The organism is Mesorhizobium onobrychidis, from assembly GCF_024707545.1.
GTDB lineage: Bacteria > Pseudomonadota > Alphaproteobacteria > Rhizobiales > Rhizobiaceae > Mesorhizobium > Mesorhizobium onobrychidis.
Genome location: NZ_CP062230.1, coordinates 72,091 through 90,390 on the forward strand (window position 1 = coordinate 72,091; position 18,300 = coordinate 90,390).

The following is an 18,300-nucleotide window of genomic DNA, read 5'->3' on the forward strand; positions in this document are numbered from 1 at the left end:
CGCGGATGGTGCCCGAGTAGCCTTGGATCGTCATTCACATCGGAAAAGCTTGTTCAGAATTTCTCACCTTCCTTCGTAAAATGGTCGCTGCCATCTCCTAGCGTGCTCCGCTTGAACGATTCCTCGGGGTTCTCTACGCATCGTTTGAGCTTTTCGGGCTGATTTCCTCGAATCCCGTCGTTCTCGGTTGCCGCCTATTCAATGCCATGGTTCGCATTTCGCCCGGAAGAAGCCGATAAGGATCGAAATCCGGCCAAGTCCAGAGAGCGACGAGGCGCATGCAGGAGGGCTGGCGTAAAGTGGCAACGCGAGCGATCTTGCTGCCGCCTCTGCAGGCTGTGGGCAGTGCGTCACGGCATGTCCTTTAGCAAGCTTTCTTGGGCCTCCATGACAACTTTGTCGTGGACCTTCGTCCCACGACGGAATTTGTACTGCTTCCCGCCGCGGATGTACTCGTGGCCGATGATGGTGTCGAAGTCGTCGACTTGCGCGCCGAGCATGTCGAGGAAGGGCAGGAGTGTCCGTTCATAGTAATTCTCGTTCACGAACCAGTTCTTGCCGTTCTTCTCCATGATCGGCCTGATGTACTCGTCCCACCGCCTGCCCATCGCTCCTTCGGTCAGGTCAAGGACCTTCCCTAGCTCCTGCTGGGTCAGCTCGGCTATGAGAACGATCTGGGTGTCCGCCCCTTCCCTCTTCAGTTTCGCGTACATCGCAGCGACTTCGTCGGAGGAACTGAAGTAGATGCCCTGCCCGAGGTCGTGGACGAGGTCGGCGACATCTCCCCACCTCCAGCGAATCGTCGTACCCCGGAACACGACGATAGTGGGAACCCCTCGGCGCATCGAAAGGGAGAAGAGGCTGCGCTTGTCCCTGAAGCTTTTCAGCGCGGCCTCCGCGGTCGCCGCGGCCGAGGCGGCGATGCGGCTTGCCACTACCTGGGCACCGCCCGCGACGAAGACATCGGCGACGACTTCCACGATGGAGCGGAAAACGGCATCGTTGATACGCTGTATCTCTTCGCGCGCCAATGTAGGTGACATGAGCCTTTCCTCGACGAACAATCGGAGGTCTCTGTTGAATGCCACATACACCTTGTGGACGAGACGTCCCCTCTGTTCCGACCCCGTAATGTCGACATAAAACTGCTCGTCTTCAGGAAAGTAATTGAACAACTCCGGTTGGCATGTTGTGGTATGGTTCCTACTTGCCAGTAAGCATACACGCTGGACGGCCGAGATGCGAGCATACGTGCGATGACGAATTGGTGGACAGTCGCCGGGACGGGTACCCTCGGATTGACGATCGGCTGGCTTGTGTGGACCTTTGTCGTCCGATCGACGACACTACCCGTCAAAGCGATATCGACCCTTGTAGCAATCGTGGCAGGCAGCGCCAGCTTGCTCGTATGGGAGTTCGCCGCAGACGCTCCCCTTCCAAAAGAAGCCAACTCCTATTTCATCGGCATTTTCGTCTCTGCTCTTATCCTGGGCCTGCTAAATTATAAACCGCCCACAAATTCAAACTGACCCACTACCTAGGGAAAGCTCACGCCCAAGGGACTCATCTGTTGCTCGTCCAGCGAAAGCGGTTCTATCAGCGGCGTGTGCTCGGCGAAGATCTCCCGGATTTGCTGCGAGACCGCCTTGTAGACGTCGAACGGGGGTTTGACGAAAATCAGATCAGGGCATTTGCGCCTCGCCGTCACTGAGGGCATCGCCGAGTGAACGCCGAACTTGCGAGCCTCACAGCTCACAGCTGCGACCACGCCACGTTCGAGGGCGTGCCCGACGGCGACCGGTTTGCCCCGCAGCTCCGGTTGTCGCGCTGCTCTACCGAAGCGTAAACGCGTCCATGTCCACATGGATGATCTTGCGCTGCAGCGCAGCCCTCTCAGCCCCGGCAGCTTCGCTTGTGACTGCGTGTTCCATGACTCGTCTGCCTCGAGTGCCGGCTCACCTCCACATGCCTCTCATCCGAGCGCCGACGTCGACGCTCACTGCCGTGCCTTCGAGCGCGCGGTCTGACAGGCCACAGCGATCGCCCGACGACGTTTGCGTCAGGTGCGGCAGACTTCTTTTGCTCACGCCATCCGAAGGAGTCCGATGGTTACCTTCTCGGGGAATTCCGCCTGTTGCTGCTGGGCTTCGGTGAGCTTTTCGTCGCGCGCCTTCAACGTCGCCTCCAGCTCGGCAAGCTTCTTGTCCTTGTCCTCCAGGTCGACCGAAAGCAGCAATTTTGCCTTGCGGGCTTCCTCGACCGCGATTCCGGCACGCTCAAGCTTGATTTGCTCAGCCACCTGGTTGCCGATGTCCTCTTTGGCGGTGGCGATCTCGGCCTGTTGGCGCTTAAGCTCCTTTTCTTTGGCAGCCATTGATGTGTTGCTCTGCGCCAGGCGCATTTCGTATTCTTCGCGCGTGGCGGCAATCAATGGGGCCGCGAGCGACTCATTGAGCTTGATTTCCGTCTTGCAGCTTGGGCAGCTGATTGTCGGTTCATTGAGAATCCTGTCCCCCTGCAGCATGGAATTGGTGGGCTGGACGGTCATCTGTGCGCTGCCTCCTTGAGGAATCTGTTGAAGGACACGCCAGACTATATCTCGCCCGGCGTTTTCAGAAAAGAACAAAGAGTGAACTGATGGGTTATCCCCCGCCGCAAAGCCAGGGGAGGCGCTTCTTGCACTTATTTTTTGGAATGATCGCCTGCTCGAGCGGCAATCGTGGAATTCACATGCCGCCTGGTCTGATATCCGAACGGACCGGGGGCAGATTCGCAATCAACCTAGGGTCAAAGTCGCATAAGATTGCAGTGCGGAACTAAACGGCGACCTGTGCCGGGGTCGCCCGATCACAACCCGTCCAAAGAGAAGATCCGGCCCTTTCACTACTCTGTCCTTCGCGGCCGCCCAACGGCAGGCCGTGACCCAAAAGCGACTTTTGTAGGCAGAGCCTTGGATGACTGCTTCGCGTCACAAAGGCGACGATGGATAGAGTCGACTAATTGAGATGCCTCAAGGGCGCGAAGTACGCGTATGTCACACTTTAATTGAATTAACTTTACTAATTAAATGTTTCTGATTGTATGCATACAATGCACTGAGGATTATTCTTTCTCATAGACGATGAGCAATGTCGTCGGTGTGAACGCAGTCTGTCCGAAGCGGGAGGGGCGCTATGGTTGACTCGGCTCCTGGGCGTGCTCCGCGGGGCATTCCTTTCGCATCTGCCACCAAGCCCGAACAATCGTTCGCCGACATCCGGGCGAAACTGCCCGTCACCAGTCCGGAAAGCATGCAGCTCGGATGGAAGGGCGTCCGTGAGGTTGGCGTCACTTTCGAGCGGGCGATCGGCCGCTACGTCACGATATCCGCTACGCTCCTGAAGGTGCTCGCCGATCGCAGGCGGGCGGTCGCTCGAATCCAGACGGATGGCATCGACTTTCGCGGCGATCCGGGAGCATGGGGCGGGACGGGCTTCCTCGTGGCTCCGAACCTCTTCCTCACGAACAATCACGTGCTGAACAGCGATGTGGTGGCCGGCAAGGCTCTGGTGGAGTTCGACTATGAAGTCGGCGAGGAAGCGCTGCTCGGGGGCACGAGTACGGTCTCACCTTCGAAGAAGGTCTTCAGGCTGGATCCGCGGCGGCTCTTCATCACCAGTCCTGCGCAAGATGGGCTCGACTACACCTTCGTCTGGATCGACTCTTCCGCCGCGGCTGAATTTGGAACCATCGTCCTCGAACGTTCCTCATTTACGATGATGGAAGGGGAACAGGCCTTCGTCATCCATCATCCGGACGGCCGCCTCAAGGAAGCTTCCGTCGACGACACCGATATTCTGAAGGTCGACAGTCGCGTGGTCCACTACTCCTCGGACACCGACTACGGCTCGTCCGGTGCTCCCGTCTTTAACAGGCAGGGCAACCTGATCGCGCTCCATCATGCCACGAGCGAGCAGGATCTGACGCTGCCGAACGGACACAAGTCGAAATACGTCAACGAGGGCATAAAGATCGCGGCCATCGCGCTCGATCTCGAGACCAAGGCCCAGTCCAGTGGTTCGGATGCCGCAACCGCCCAGGAGGTGCTCTCCGCCATCCGCGGATCCGACACGCTTACCGGCTTCTTCGGCGCGCTTGGCCGACGGCCTGAGGGGGCCAATGACCTCGAGCGCGTCGTCAACGCCTATACCAGTGACGACGCCGACATCGACATCGGGTTCTGGAATATCGAGCATTTGGCGTCGCGCTATCAGGAAGGCCCGAAGCTCGAGGCAGCGGCCGCGGTGCTGGCGGACATGAAGCTCGACATCTGGGGCCTGTCCGAGGTCTCGCCCAATGCAGTCAGGGCTCTGGTCAAGGAGCTCAAGGAGCGCTTCGGAGAAGATTACGGATGCGCGTTCTCGGAACCGGATGCCGGAGACGGCAAGCAGTCAACAGCGGTGATCTGGCGGACTGCCGTGTTGGACGGCTCCTCGGTGGAATGGCCGGAAGAGGTCCAGTTGCTGTTCAAGATGCGCAGCGACAATCCGGCCGCTTCGGAATTCGAAGCCGTGCACGGCAAGATCTTCGATCGGTATCCCGGCCTATTCCGGTTCGTAACTGGCAAGCGCTACGGTGCCGCGCCCGTCACGCTACATGTGATTCCGCTGCACCTTAAAGCCATGTCCGAGGGAAGCCTCCGTCGACGCATGGCCTCCGGAATCCTTCGGCGCGCCCTCGAAGTACTGAAGCGGAATGGTATCGAGGACGTCATCCTCGGCGGCGACATGAACGCGACACTCGCGAGCGGGGATCTCAACCATTTGAAGCATGCGGGTTTCCGTCCGATGGGCGCCGATGACGAACAGGACGGTGCCTTTACCTACCTGAAGAGCCCCTACAAATCCTTCATCGACAACATTTTCCTATCGCCGAACCTCAAGCACACCTTCGGGGACGACGAGTTCTTGGTCGTCGCGCGCGACCGGGAAATCGGCGACTTCGTGAAGACCGTGTCCGACCATAGGCCCATCATGATCCGCCTCGCCCTTCGGGATAAGCCAGCCACGGAGGAACCTGCTGGCACCTCGCTGGGGGCGATTGATGTCGACGGGCTGCTGGATAGCATTCAGCTCCACGCCAGCTTTGCCCGGAGGCCGCCCGCAGCGCTTGGCCTACCCGGCAAAATTACCTTCGAAGAGTTGAAACGCATGCTTAGCGATCCGTCTATACCGGACGCGAGGATAAGACCGTACCTACAGGTTTCGCCACGGGACCACGCACCCTTCTCGCCGATCGTCGAGCCCAATCCGAACAAGGTCATCATGGACCAGATCGACCGCGTAGAGGTGGAGAGCGCCATCAATTGGGGCAACAGCTTCTGCCGGTGGCGAAGGGAGCAGCGATTCGAGCAGAGGCTTAAGATCAACGATCCGAAGCCGATCCTCTTGGTCGAAGGCGACTCTTGGTTCCAGTTTCCCCTGCTCCTCGATGAGGTCGTCGATCATCTGGACGGCGATTTCGTTGTCCGCTGTCTCGGGGCCGCCGGCGACACGGCAGACAACATGATCCACCGCGATCCTGAGTACGCCCGCGAACTCGCGGCGCTGGATGGGCGGCTTGGTAAGGAGAAGCGCAAGGTTTCCGCCTTCCTGCTCTCGGCGGCGGGTAACGACGTTATCGGGGCCGATGCGGAAGGCAACTCGGTTCTTCTCAAGCTGCTCAAGAAATACCAACCTAAAAAGGGTGCCAGCGCACATATCGATCCCAAGGCCTCTAAGGCGGTGTTCTCATACCTTGAGGCGGCCTATCGCAAAGTGATCGCAACGGTCCACGCTATGCCCACGTACAGGGACCTTCCTATCCTGATCCACGGTTACGATTACGCAATCCCCGGCGGCTTCGCGGAGGATCCGCGCCATCCTATCTGGGCGGCGCAGGACAAGTGGCTTGGAGCTCCTATGAGAGCGAAGGGCATCGTCGATCCGATCCTGCAGCGCGAGATCATCAAACTCCTTATCGACCGTCTCTACGACATGTTCGACAAGGTCGCAGGCAATAGCCGCGTGACGAAGGTGCATATGGTGGATGCGCGGGGTGCCCTAGGCCCGGTCGACAGTTGGGCGGATGAAATCCACGGAACGTCGGACGGATTCGCCAATGTCGCGAGCCGCTTCAAGGCGGTGCTGAATCGGGTCATCAGGCTATGACGGCCGATGTCAACGCCCAACCCGCATTGAATCCATGCCCGGCCTTCGGCCGAAGCATTCCAAAACAGGCGAAGAGATGCCCGGAATGCCATAGCGAAATAGAGCGCCAATCAGTCCGCGATCGTCGTCGAAAATCAGCAGTCAGGGTTGCCGCAGCAATTCGCTATGACCGCGGGTATAAGATGAATTTTCGGTAGAGACGACGCCTTTAACTCTCCTCAAGTCAAATCGGAGTGGTCCGTGCTGCATCGGGCAGTCCTAATCGCCGCGATGTTTGGAATGGCCGATGTGGCATCGGTGCAGGCTCAGCCCTCTCAGCCGCAGCAACAGCTGGAGAATCCAGGTCGGAACGCGGCAGAACGCTGGGTCTGGGACGAGCTGCGGGCTGGCCGAGTGGCCGACTTCCACGGCCACTGCAGAGCTGATCTCGATCCACGGGCTGGCGACGATCCCCGCTGGCGTGACCCGTGCCGAGCGATTAGCGCCGCCTTTCTCGAGCGAGTGCTGACTGAGGAGCCCTGGCGCAGCGGCATCCCGTTCCGCGGTCTACGGATTGTTGGGGCACGGTTCTCGGAATCACTCAACCTTGCGGGGGCGCCCGTCTCGGCCGAGGTGTGGCTGGAACGTAGCCGGTTTGAAAGGGAAGTAAGTTTGGTCCGCGCGCGTTTCGACGGCTTACTCTCTCTTGGTGGCTCCACTTTCGAGAACGGGATTAATGCCAATAGCCTACTGGTTGGCAATGATCTCTTATTGAGGAATGGAGCAGTCGTGCGTGGTGGGCCTCTGGTGCTGCTGGGAGCCAAGATCGAAGGCCATTTGGTAATGGACGGCTCCACCTTCGAGAACGGAATTGATGCCGGCAACCTGCAGACCGGCAAACAATTTGTTCTAAGCGAAGGAGCAATCGTGCGTGGTGGGTCCCTCGTTTTGGCAGGTGCCAAAATCGAAGGCGATCTGGGGATGGACGGCTCCACCTTCGAGAACGGAATTGATGCCAACCGCCTGGAGGTTCGCGGTGACTTTGTGCTGAGGAACGGAGCTATCGTGCGCGGTGGCCCTCTGGTCCTGGTCGGGGCCAAGATCGAAAATGATCTTCAGATGAGCAGTTCCACCTTCGAGGGCGGGGTTGATGCGAACAGCCTGCAGGTCGGCGGCAGTCTGCTCCTCACCGAAAGAGCAGTTGTGCGTGGTGGGCCCCTGGAATTGGTATCGGCCAGGATCGGAGGTGATCTTCATATGAGCACTTCCACGTTCGAGGGTGGGATTGATGCGAACAGCCTGCAGGTTGGCGGTAGCCTCCTTCTTCGCCTAGAAGCAGTCGTACGCAATAAGTCCCTGCAGTTGAGCGGGGCCAACGTTGGCACTGACCTTGACCTGAGATTCTCTACGTTTGAAAGGGTTGAGGCGTACAACCTGAGGGTCGGAGCCAATATGTTCCTAGGAGGAGCAACCTTCAAACAGAGGTCGCAGATCACGTTCAGCCAAATCGACGGGATGCTCAACCTAAGTGGTGCAAGACTATCCGGTCTAGATCTCACCCACTCAACGATCGGCTCACTCCATCTCGGCGGCAGTCAGTCTGCGCCGCCGGAATGGACGGCGGAGGCAGATTTGACCCTCCGCGGCACACGCACAAAGATGCTGCTCGATCAATTGGATTCATCCGAATCCTGTCCAGATCAAGACGCATGGCCAAGTGAGCTCGATCTGCAAGGCTTTGTCTATGAACAACTCGGCGCCGACCCAGGTCGCGACAAAGTGGAAATGCGTGAGCGCAAGGACATGCGCGAACGCGATGCTTGCTGGTACGAAAAGTGGCTTGGACGTGACCGCCACTTTGCCCCGCAGTCTTATCAACAGCTAGCCAGCGTTCTGCGGACCTCTGGTGCGCCAGGGCGCGCCGACGCTGTGCTCTACGCTGGTCGGGACCGGGAGCGGGCCGAGGCTTGGACCAGAGGTAAATGCAGCAACCCGTTCGAGGAGTGGCCTTGGCTGAGAGGAGAATGCTGGAAGGCCGCTGGACTAGCTCTGCTGAAGGTGCTGATCGGCTATGGCATCGGCAGCGGACTATTCTTGGTCTTCTACTGGGTCCTAACATTCACACTGGTCGGCATGCTCGTCCTGTCGTTCTCGCCTTCGGCGCGGGCCAAGGGCACAACTTGGATGTTTGGCGCTAGCCTTGACCACCTGCTGCCGATTGTGTCGCTAAACAAAGAGTTCGAAGACTTTTTCGACGATCCCCGGCGTCAGCGCTTAAAAGGATGGCAGCTCAGCTATTTTGCATTCCACGCGCTGTTCGGGTTCCTGCTGGGCTCGTTCGTTGTTGCCGCGCTCGCCGGGCTGACGCAGACCGGATGAATGGTAACCTGCCACTGAAGTTTCGTGCGGCGGTCGTATCTCTTGCTGATACAACCAAAGTAGCTACCGGTCGGGCCGCGTTTTTCCGAGGAATCTTCGGCCAACTACCTCAATGAAGGGGTAAGCGGACCATCCGTCCGAAATGCGGAATAACCGCTTCTGGCGCCGAGTTGCCGACCGACATCGGGTCAAAGTCGCATAAGAGTGCAGTGAGGAACCTTCCCTTGGAGGAAACACACTGAAAGACCCACGGTTGCGGGGGGTCTGATGTGCTCAAGCCTGTGAATAGCGGCCATCGGTCCAGCCCCGAAACGAAGCCTTGCTCGAACAAGCTTGTTTGTGCGTCCGCGATTCGAGCCAGACGTCCGAAGACAAACTGATTGACACGTGGCTTGCGCGTTGGCGGATTTGTCCGATAAAGCTCCGCGGGAAAGGCGAGGCGACGGAACATTCGATCGTCGCCACACGACGCGAGGCAGATCTGATCGGGCGCGTCGTTTCTCATCGAGGAAGAAAGAATGAAGCGCCAGACCCGGCCGTTCATCGTTGAGGTCAAACACAAGCGGGGCAATCCCAAGCAGAGTCGCTCGATCTGGGGCGATCTGGACCTGTCCGCCATTGTCGCCGGAACAACGAGAGAATCTGAGAAGGAGACGTGGCAGCCCCACCGTCAGCTTGTTGACTCTCATGTAACACCCCTGATGTTGAAGATGGGCATCAACCGCGAACGGAGCATCTTATGGCTGACCCTAAGGAAGATGAATCAGCGCAGATCCCAACCGAAGTGCCTGCGACGGTGGAAGCAGCTGTAACGAAGAAGAAAGCTCCACGGGCGAAAGCAGCCAAGGCACAACCAGAACGCCCCGCTCGAAAGGCAGTCGCCAAGCCAGTGCCTGCGACGACTGACGCTTCCACGACAGTTCGCAAGGCGCGCAGGGTTTACTCCGAAAAAGAACGCGGGCAATTGCTTGGACAGATCGAGAAATCGATCGGTCGCGGCGAAAGCGTCAAGAACGCCACAAGCCGGGCCGGCATATCCGAACAGACTTACTATCAGTGGAAAAAGTCCGCTGCACCAGCATCGGACGGCGGCGATCTGAAGGATCTGCTGGCGCTGGAGGAAGAGAATGCTCGCCTGAAGAAGCTGCTGGCCGATCGACTGCGCAAGGAAAACGCGGAGCTGAAGAAAAAGCTCGGGCTCTAAGCTTGGCTCAGCGCGTGCCTTCTTCGCCACCCCGATCAAGCTGGTAGTGGCGGCACCTCGCCGTCCGCGACGCGCCAGACCCACCTGTCCATCTCCGGTCGCGAGCGCGACGGGACGCGGTTGGCGCTGCAGGAACATCGCGACCGCAATCGGGTAATCGGCGGGCAGATTGTAGCGCAAGCCCTTGGTGTCGCTTGGCACTTAAACGGGTTCTTCCTCACTTTGTGTGGAGCGGTGGCAGCATTCGCGCTCTCAGCAGTTCAGGGCCTGCCCTACCGTACATTGCGCGCTTGAGGGTCTTGAGGCGATTGATCTGGCTTTCGGCCTGCCCGTTGCTCCAGGGCAGCTCGATGGCGTTGTTGACGGCATCGATGTCTCTGCGCAGGACGCGGGCGAACCGCATGATCGGAATGAGTTCGGAGTCGATCGCATCGCCTGAAAATTGTCTCCGCTATTGGTGGCGCTCCCATGGAGAATCTGGCCCATAACGCCTCCCTTTGATTCGGATGACAATGATGCGCCATCAAATCCCGGGACTAAACATTTAGACAGCCAGCCTTGTCACCATCCGCGCCACCGCGCAGGTGATGTCGCGGGCGTAAGAGGTATCGACGACCTGATCGGTTTGCCGGTGGTAGTTCGGGTTCGCATCGGCGGCCGGCTCGCTGGTAAGGTTGGCGAAGAAATCCTCGCTCGCCAGCACCGCGCCCCAGCCCTGCTGATGAAAGGCGGCATGGTCCGACCGGTTGATCGCGCCGTCGTAGGCGTTCCGATCCGGCCCGCCCGACGTGCTGGTGCCGCGATAGATCTGGGCCGCGGCCAGCATGCCGTATTCCGCCGCCGCCGCCGCCAGTTTCGTGGCCAGAGGATCGCTGAGGTCGCGGATCGCGGGGTCGGTATAGCCCGCATGCACCTCGAACAGGCGGTTGGCATCGCTGTTGAACCCCATCATGTCGGTGCAGACGACGCCCCGAATGGGCGCCCCCATTGCCTTCAGATGCGCGGCATATGCCTTGGAGCCGACAAGCCCCGATTCCTCAGCGTTGAAGAAACAGAACCGGACAGTATGGGTCAGCTTGCCTTGAAGACCTCTGAACCAGCGCGCCATCGACAGGACGGCCGCCAATCCCGATCCGTTGTCGTCACGCCCCGGTGCCGCATCGGTCGGGGCGTGATAGCCCGGCTCGAACCCCGCCGTGCTGTCCAGATGCGCGCCAACCAGGATGATCCCCGCGCCAAGGCCGGGCAGGGGGCATTTCAGATTCCACCAGGGATACCAGGGTTGCAGTTTCAGCACCCGCTCGATCTCAGCCCGGATCGCCGAGTCGGGCAGGCCATCGAGGCCGCTCTCGTCCATCATCCCTGCCAGGTCATTCAGCAGGAGACGCAGCGGGTGGGGCAGGGGGAGGCGCAGGACCTCGCGGTACTTCTCGAGGATATGCGGCTTGATCCTGAGCCGCCCGAGGCCGGGCAGATCGGCGATGATGTTGGAATGCGTCGCCCCGGCATGCGTGAAATCGTTACGCGAGGGGCAATAGCCCATGGCCCGCAGATCGCGCATCAGTTGCGCTTCTGCCCGCTTGTTGTCTGGATGGGCGGAATGGCGCGAGACGATGGGGCCCTGCGCATCAAGCGCCGTGACCCCGGTATACCGGTCCAGATCGGCGGCATAGTGCGCGGTGACGGCCTTGCAGGTGGGCCGCAGCAGCAGAATGGCCTTGCGGACCCGTGGCAAGATTTCGACTACCTCCAGGATCTCGGGCAGGCGACCGACCTCGGGCGTCTCGAAATCCACGACGTCAGATTGTGTGGCACGCATCAGCCCCGGATCGGGGGCGAGATATTCGCTGTGGCCATGCGCCCCATGGACATGAAACGCCTCGGCCGTGTCTTCGGGGCGCATGGCGATCAGGAACTGACCCGGCTCGGCAAAAAGCACGCGGCGGCCTTTCAGCGCCTCGTCCAGTTCCTCGCGGTCCTCACCGGGGCGGGCCCAGAACAGGTCTTCGGTCAGCGGATCGTAATCCAGGCTCTGGAGCGTCAGCCCGTCCGCCACGGCATCGGTCAGGCGCGGGGGTGAAAGCAGAGCGATCAGCGCCCAGTGGTTGGGATTCTCCGGCGTGGGCTGGAACCACATCGGGACGACCTCTCCAAGGCGGACCAGCCGCTCCAGCGTGGGTCTGGGTCCGATCAGGCGGGCGGCGACAGGCCGCTGGCCGGCGGCCAGCATCGGCAGCAGTGCCGGATGCGGCGCGGGAACCAGACCGGCGGCGGCGGCCTCGCCGCGTAGACGGCGGTCGGCGGCAACAAGGGCGGTGTCGCCCTCGGCCACCGCGCCGATGCCGGTCAGGCCGCCATATTCCAGCGACGGCAGGGCCATGATCCGCAACCCCGCAGGTGCAGCAAAGCCATCAGGCAAGACGTCAAACCCGACCCTCTCCAGCCCAGGCACGGCCAGCGTCACGTCAAGCCCCATCGCCGTTGCGCCATCGGTCAGCGCCGCAAGATCGGGGTTCAGGTCCAGCCCGACTGGCCGCTCATTCTCGTCCCTCCGCAGCGCGCCGCTGGCCTGGTCGAGGATGACGATTGCCTTGGTGATCTTTCTCATCGAAGCCTCCTCTCAGGCTGTAGGGGCGCCATAGCGCAACCGCGTCAGGCGGGTGCCACACCAGTTGCGGGCAATCACAAACATCCGGTCGAACTGGCTATCCGCCAGTTCTCCGATCCCCGGCGCACCAAGGGCGCCGGCGATGTCATCCACCGTGTTGGAATGGGCCACGACCAGAACCGTCCGGCCCGCATGGCCGATGCGGATGGTCTGGGCCAGCGCCGCGCCATCGGTCGCGGGATAGGTCGTCGGGGCCAGCCCTTGTGCGTTCGCAGCCGGCTGCCCGGTCTGCTGCGACCGGAGCGTGTCGGTCACGAAAACAGCCGAGAGGTCTTCGTCCTGCACCATGTCGCGCAGAAGGTTGGCCCGCGCCTGACCGGTGGCCGACAGGGCCGGATTTGCCCCAGCAGCCCTTTCCGCATGACGTACGAGGATCACGGTCGCGGACCAGAGCAAGAGCTTGTACTTGCGCAGGATCGTCACCGTCGGGTCGATCCGGTGGATGCTATGGGGCAACCGATTGAGGATCGGCGTGAATTCATTGGCCATGGGAGCCCTCCCCGAAACGGGCGGGGCTGGCCGCAATGGACCAGCCCCGGCTGGCTTCAATCGTCGAGGTCGAATTCCAGACGCACGGTGCGGATCCTGCCGCCACCGAGGGGCGAGGCGGTGCCGCGCAGGATGCGCAGGATCTCTTCGATTGTCGGGCGCCGGGTCAGGATAGGCGGATCCTTTTGCTTGTCCGGGTCTGGCCGCTCGTCCTCGTCCTCCATGTCGAGCGTCAGCTTGTAGGTCATCCCGCCCGAGACCTCGCCATCCAGAAGCGTGGTCACGGTGATCTGGTCATCGCCCTTGGCAATGGCTTGGCGTGCGGTCTCCAGATCGAACTCGCCGCCCGGCTCGATCGACAGCACTACCTCGCGCTTGTCGCGCGGGCCCATCTCGAACTTCTGCGCGCCGTTCGAGACGACCTTCAACGACCAGCCGAGACGCCGCAGGAACACCGGCAACTCGATCTCGATCTGCGCGACGACCGGGCGCTTCCACGGGTTGCGCACCCAGATCACATGCTTGCGCAGCAGTTTCACCAGGTGTTTCAGGCTGGGCAGCACCGGGTTCACGTTGCGCTGGCCGATGTTGTTGTCGAAGGGTACCAGACGAGATTCCGGGATCGTGCCGGTGATCGTCGTGTCATTGCCGGGGTCGCCATCGGCATGGGCAATGGCCAGTAGGCATTCATGGCCGACCTGCGTGGGCACAAAGGCGAAAGGCCCGACGATGGTGCTGCCGCCCGAGCCGATGGGGGCCGAGGCGGGCAGCGTCGCCGTCGCCATCGGCGCCCAGTCGTCGGGGAAGGCAAGGCCGGTGCCGGGCAGGGCGTGATAGGCATCCACTCGCACCGCATGGGCCGTCTGCGTTCCACGGTTCTTGACGCGGACATACATGTAGTTGGTCTGGTTCACGATCGGGTCCTGATGGGTCAGCCCGCCATCCATCGCGCGCCGCACCCACATGTCCTGGCAGGACCAGTGGTTCGCCAGATGCTGGTATTCGCCCTGCCGTCCGTCGTCGATATAAACATCGACAGCGGGCGGGTTGCCTTCGGTCATCACCGTGTTCGGCTGGCCCGGCGCGGCAGCGGGCTGGAACAGACCCTGTTTCTCGAACGACCACCGCACGACCTTGTGCAGCGCCCCGCCGGGGATGCCCTGGAAGCTGGCGGTGGTCTTGTCGGCCGTCTCCATATTGCCCTCGAAGACCTCGGGGAAGGCGGTAGTCGAGGTCAGTAGGCCGATCGCCTTGAACACCAGATACATTGCCGTATCGGCGGCGCGGCGGCGGGTGGTGACGTTGGACGAATCCCCGCCGATCGAGCGGTAGAGGCGAAAGAGCGTGCTCGAAAGCACCTGCTCGCCGCCATACTGGGTGTTCCAGTTCGGCCCAAACCAGGCCCATCCCGCCGAAACCGCCCGATCATGCCGCCGGTCCAGTCCCGGCGCGCCGGCATGGACCCAGGGGAAGGTGTCGAACCGGTCTGCCGCTGCCGATCCGGGGTCGTTGATGATCGCGGCCAGCCCGTCGCCAGCAGAATGAGCAAAGCCGAAATTCGGGCTGTTGACGTGATCCCACAGCAGACCATGCCCAAACTCGTGCCAGGTGACCCGGTTCGAGGTGGCGATGCCGATCGTCTGACCCGTCATCATCTTGCCGAAGCGCAACTCCAGGAGGCCATTGCCGCTGGCGTTGCCAGGGGCCTGCGCGTTCACCGCATCGCCAAGCGCGCGGGAATCCACCGGCACGGGGAAAGTCGTGCCGTTGAAATATGAGGTGACGTTGAAGCCCAGATCCTGCATTTTCCGGAACAGGCGGTCGCAGTGGTAATAGGCGTTGACCGCTGTGAAGTCCTCGGTCTGCGCGTTGAAGGCGAAGTTACCGGCCGGGTTCGTCACCGTGGGCGGGGCCTGAACCGGGTTTTGGCGTTCGGTGACATGGACGTAGTTGCCGCGCAAATCCTGCGGCGTGTTCGCTAAAAGCCCGTCCAGCGTCAGGGTGCTACGGAAGGGGTTCAGCACCGCATTGGTCGAGGCCGCGCTGACGGCGGCCCCGGTCTGGGTCTGCGGATCCCGCTGGAACACCATACCGCTGGCGCAGGCGACAAGCGCGCGCAGGTAAAGCACGTCGCCCGACTGCGGCTCGACCAGCGCTCGCCAGTTGACGGGAGCCTGACCCTCGGCCAGCGCGGCCTGAAACAGCACCTCGTCGCAGATGTAATGCTTACCCTTTTCCAGCCCCTTAATCGTCGTCTTCGGCAGATGCGGAACATGCACTCCCTCGCCGGCGACGCAGCCTTCGTGATCGTGGCTTTCCTCGCGCTGGTCGGGCTCGAAGCGATAGACGACCTGCCGCTCGATCCGCGCATTGTCCATGTCGGGCAGAGCAAAGCCCAGCATCTTTTTCAGCGCCGCATTGGTAACCTTGCGAGTGCCGGCCGCATCCGACTTTGCGCTGGGGTTCTCGATCGTCACATTGGCATGCATAGCGCTTTGCAGGCTTTGCGGCTCCAGGCTGTCGCCGTCCATCTGCAGGCCCAGTGTGGCGCCGAACACATCGAGGCCCATCACCTCTTGCTGATAGACCACGACCTTGGTTCCGGCGATGTCCTTTTCCTGCCGGAAGTCCATCACGGGCTCAGAGCCGGCGCTTTCCAGCCCGGCGCCAAGATCGCTGGCCAGCGAAGTCCCGGCCAGCCCCAGCTCGCCCCGGAGGCCGCGCAGATAGAACTCGGCCACCTGTTGCGGCGTCGCAAGGAGGGCTGCGGATTCCGGAGCCGGCGGCGTAGGGTTCTGAAGATAGACGACCTCGCCGTATTCATTCCTGAGAATTGTGTCGCTCATCCAGGTATTCCTTTGAAAATTGTTCTGGGAATAACTCTACAAGCCGCTTCCGACACGTGCGGGAAGCAGTGATTTTGTCGCGCAATTTCCCGAATTACATCAGGTTTAAATTATTCTAGCAAAATGTAGCAAATTGAGCAACTGGGGGCTGCGTCGAATACGCCATTATTAATCTTTTACGCAGCAATTTAATATTTGTTTAATCAAGCGCTAGAAAGCTCTATTGTGATTGTCAATGTCGGCAGGGGGCGGCTCCATCCATGGCAACGGATGAAGAGCTGCCTTAAGCCTAACCTTGCGCCGATCCCACCGCTCGGCATATCTTTTATCCATGCCGGTCACGAGTTCGATACAGCTGTCGCTTGGCAGTTAATCTGGTATTCGGGGCCAACGGCGCTGTCGGCGAGAATGAGGCGAATTTGACGCCAGTCGTCGTAGAAGTACTCCTGCAGGAGCGGTAGGACTTCCTGTGCCATGACGACGCGTAGCCCGACGAGATCCTGCACCTTGGCAAAATACGCATGCCCGATCCTCTGATCGCGATGCAGGAGATGCGTAAGTCGGCTATTCAACGTATCGAGGAGCTGACGCAGATCGATCTCGCCGCCCTCGCCGTCCGGGATGATGCCGTCGGTCTCGCCGCCGATGGCACGAGCATTCGGCACCATCTCCTCAAATCTAAACCGCCGCCGGAGCGCGGTGTCGAGCAGCGAGATGGACCTGTCGGCGGTATTCATCGTGCAAATCAGATCGACATTGGAAGGCACCCCGAATGACTCGCCAGAATAGGGCAGGGTCACTTCCAGTCCGCTGATTTTCTTGCCATTCGCATCGAACCGAAGACGCTTGTCGCCCTCGATATGAGTGATTAACTCGCCGAATACCTTGGCGACATTGCCGCGATTGATTTCGTCTATAATCAGCGCGTAGCGGTGGCTAGGATCCTTTCGCGCGCGTTCACATAATCTGCGTAGGACGCCAGGGCGCACTTCGTAGGTTACGCTCCATTGACGGTTACCGGTCGGATGCCCTCGATGAAATCCTCATAGGCATAACTCTGGTGGAATGTGATGAACTCGAAGCGGTCGCCGTCTTTGTCAGTGTACCGAGGGGTATAGCTTTGCTGCAGCCGGTAGGTTTTACCGGTGCCTTGAGGCCCGTAGAGGATGAGGTTAAGTGGCTCGGTGGCATCAGGAATAATTTGCGCACCACCGTTGATTGGGCGCAGGCCCTCCCACAGCCGCGCGAGCGCCCGCACCGGTTTGGGTTTGATTTCGATGCCCGATGATTGCGGATTCCACGTCTGGTCGGGAGCATCCCGTTGAAGCTTGTCTAAGGGCAGGAAAGCGTCTTTGGACGCATCCCGAACCTCGGTAAAGCCCACGTCGATAAACTGGGTCGTCTCGCCCGATTCGGCTTTGCCAGTGTCATAGTGGGGCCCTGTGTAGGGTGCGCGGGTGACTGTTCCGAAAGCGACTATCCCACGCGGTTCAAGACCGGTACGCACGAGATAAACCCGATCACCTTCGACGGGGCCGGTTGCCCCCCGCAGCGCCATTGATGAGTGACTACCGAACCCACACGTGTCTTGGCCCGATCGTCTGCAAGGGTGGTCCAATCCCAGTTGTTCGGATTCCAACTCAGCAACCAGCTACGGGTCGCGGCGCGCCAAATGCTCTTAGATTCTTCTTCGTAAAAATCGATTTCTCTACCGTGCTCAGCTTCAAGACGATGACGCAGATCAAGGAGCGCATGATCAATCCTGTTCTGATCCATTTTCGAATCTCTTTTTCTGGGACGTCAAGGTTTGAGGCGAGGATCAACCATTTGTCTTTTTCAGAACTGATGCGCTCAAAAAGGTCGGGGAAAAGGAGATGAGGGAGGATGTGGCGCAGCTGTCGATTACGCGCTTCGGGAAAGTTGCTCAGCCATTTCCGCGAAACTCCATCCATCTTTGAGCAGGGTTTGCTGTTCGGAGCTGGGCCGTTGCTTGAAGGTTCTCAGTGCGGCGATCAAAAGCGACAGTTCCCGCCAGCGCTGAGTATTATAGGCCGTTCCGGCTGAGCCAAGACCCTCGAGCACGGCGTCGGAGAGCAATTGATGCTCTCTAGGCAACTCTGACCCCGACCAAGACCACACTCGGCGGACGTTTTCCGCCTTCTTGGCGGCACCGATGTTCGATTGGAAAAGCATTAAGAGCCACAGCGCTTCCGCCATCAACTGGTGGCATTCGGGTGACCCTGCTCTGAGCTGGCTTTCCAGCTTCTCGAAGAAATCGCCGTCGCCCTCATCGAGGTTCTGGACAAACCTGCGGTCAAGTTCGTCCAGCAAAGTGGGAGTCCAGAGCTGAGAATCTGAAAAAACCGACCCATCTTCGCTAAGGCAGTGCCGCTCCCAAGCCTGCGCAGCGTCGTATATGTGGCTGGCGTCATGATGCGGGTTGAAACGTGCCAAAGAAACCTCCTGGAATGATGGGGCTTGGGAAGAGCTAAGCAGCCCCTTTGAGCGCGAGTGACAAAGCAAGGCGCAACTCAGCAACCAGCCCCA

At 60.2% G+C, this 18,300-nt stretch carries 12 protein-coding genes and 2 pseudogenes; 3 read left to right on the forward strand and 11 right to left on the reverse strand.

The annotated features are described in order from the left end of the window. Positions 1 to 350: 350 nt before the first annotated feature. The 3 genes and pseudogenes from IHQ72_RS36325 to IHQ72_RS36335 all read right to left on the reverse strand — a co-directional run bounded on the left by IHQ72_RS36325 (position 351) and on the right by IHQ72_RS36335 (position 2,548). On the reverse strand, positions 351 to 1,175 hold the full coding sequence (locus IHQ72_RS36325; protein ID WP_258124293.1) for a hypothetical protein: 825 nt from the start codon (positions 1,173 to 1,175) through the stop codon (positions 351 to 353). Between the two features lie 398 nt (positions 1,176 to 1,573). Next, positions 1,574 to 1,931: pseudogene (locus IHQ72_RS36330) on the reverse strand (Y-family DNA polymerase); the annotation flags it as partial. A gap of 152 nt (positions 1,932 to 2,083) precedes the next feature. Beyond that, entirely contained in the window at positions 2,084 to 2,548 is a 465-nt protein-coding gene (locus IHQ72_RS36335; protein WP_258124294.1) for a hypothetical protein, read from the reverse strand. 625 nt (positions 2,549 to 3,173) lie between these two features. On the opposite strand from IHQ72_RS36335, the gene IHQ72_RS36340 reads away from it, so the two are divergent. The 3 genes from IHQ72_RS36340 to IHQ72_RS36350 all read left to right on the forward strand — a co-directional run bounded on the left by IHQ72_RS36340 (position 3,174) and on the right by IHQ72_RS36350 (position 9,750). Then, positions 3,174 to 6,188 (forward strand): trypsin-like peptidase domain-containing protein, encoded by a 3,015-nt coding sequence (locus IHQ72_RS36340; RefSeq protein ID WP_258124296.1) that lies wholly within the window; start codon positions 3,174 to 3,176, stop codon positions 6,186 to 6,188. A gap of 240 nt (positions 6,189 to 6,428) precedes the next feature. Further along, the gene (locus tag IHQ72_RS36345) at positions 6,429 to 8,546 is read left to right on the forward strand and encodes a bactofilin family protein (protein WP_258124297.1); all 2,118 of its coding nucleotides are present in this window, start codon (positions 6,429 to 6,431) and stop codon (positions 8,544 to 8,546) included. 739 nt (positions 8,547 to 9,285) lie between these two features. Continuing rightward, the gene (locus IHQ72_RS36350; protein ID WP_258124298.1) at positions 9,286 to 9,750 is read left to right on the forward strand and encodes a transposase; all 465 of its coding nucleotides are present in this window, start codon (positions 9,286 to 9,288) and stop codon (positions 9,748 to 9,750) included. A gap of 217 nt (positions 9,751 to 9,967) precedes the next feature. On the opposite strand, the pseudogene IHQ72_RS36355 reads toward IHQ72_RS36350, so the two are convergent. The 8 genes and pseudogenes from IHQ72_RS36355 to IHQ72_RS36390 all read right to left on the reverse strand — a co-directional run. Then, a pseudogene (locus IHQ72_RS36355) lies at positions 9,968 to 10,183 on the reverse strand (transposase); the annotation flags it as partial. 111 nt (positions 10,184 to 10,294) lie between these two features. Beyond that, a complete protein-coding gene (locus IHQ72_RS36360) occupies positions 10,295 to 12,358 on the reverse strand; it encodes a M28 family metallopeptidase (protein ID WP_258124299.1) in 2,064 nt (687 codons plus the stop codon). 12 nt (positions 12,359 to 12,370) lie between these two features. Then, positions 12,371 to 12,907, reverse strand: a complete 537-nt coding sequence (locus IHQ72_RS36365) for a phosphoglycerate mutase family protein (RefSeq protein ID WP_258124300.1) — start codon at positions 12,905 to 12,907, stop codon at positions 12,371 to 12,373. Between the two features lie 56 nt (positions 12,908 to 12,963). Next, positions 12,964 to 15,648, reverse strand: a complete 2,685-nt coding sequence (locus IHQ72_RS36370) for a hypothetical protein (RefSeq protein ID WP_258124301.1) — start codon at positions 15,646 to 15,648, stop codon at positions 12,964 to 12,966. Positions 15,649 to 16,091: 443 nt separating this feature from the next. Continuing rightward, a complete protein-coding gene (locus IHQ72_RS36375; RefSeq protein WP_258124302.1) occupies positions 16,092 to 16,742 on the reverse strand; it encodes an McrB family protein in 651 nt (216 codons plus the stop codon). Positions 16,743 to 16,750: 8 nt separating this feature from the next. Further along, entirely contained in the window at positions 16,751 to 17,311 is a 561-nt protein-coding gene (locus IHQ72_RS36380) for a hypothetical protein (RefSeq protein WP_258124303.1), read from the reverse strand. Positions 17,312 to 17,393: 82 nt separating this feature from the next. Beyond that, positions 17,394 to 17,705, reverse strand: a complete 312-nt coding sequence (locus IHQ72_RS36385) for a hypothetical protein (RefSeq protein WP_258124304.1) — start codon at positions 17,703 to 17,705, stop codon at positions 17,394 to 17,396. Next, entirely contained in the window at positions 17,656 to 18,207 is a 552-nt protein-coding gene (locus IHQ72_RS36390; protein ID WP_258124305.1) for a hypothetical protein, read from the reverse strand. Before IHQ72_RS36390 ends, IHQ72_RS36385 begins: the two co-directional genes overlap by 50 nt. Positions 18,208 to 18,300: the final 93 nt, after the last annotated feature.

Bases quoted from the DNA above. Each gene is read 5' to 3' on its own strand.
- IHQ72_RS36335 (WP_258124294.1), bottom strand. From the start codon at position 2,548: ATGACCGTCCAGCCCACCAATTCCATGCTGCAGGGGGACAGGATTCTC.
- IHQ72_RS36340 (WP_258124296.1), top strand. From the start codon at position 3,174: ATGGTTGACTCGGCTCCTGGGCGTGCTCCGCGGGGCATTCCTTTCGCA.
- IHQ72_RS36350 (WP_258124298.1), top strand. From the start codon at position 9,286: ATGGCTGACCCTAAGGAAGATGAATCAGCGCAGATCCCAACCGAAGTG.
- IHQ72_RS36360 (WP_258124299.1), bottom strand. From the start codon at position 12,358: ATGAGAAAGATCACCAAGGCAATCGTCATCCTCGACCAGGCCAGCGGC.
- IHQ72_RS36365 (WP_258124300.1), bottom strand. From the start codon at position 12,907: ATGGCCAATGAATTCACGCCGATCCTCAATCGGTTGCCCCATAGCATC.
- IHQ72_RS36380 (WP_258124303.1), bottom strand. From the start codon at position 17,311: ATGGCGCTGCGGGGGGCAACCGGCCCCGTCGAAGGTGATCGGGTTTAT.
- IHQ72_RS36385 (WP_258124304.1), bottom strand. From the start codon at position 17,705: ATGGATGGAGTTTCGCGGAAATGGCTGAGCAACTTTCCCGAAGCGCGT.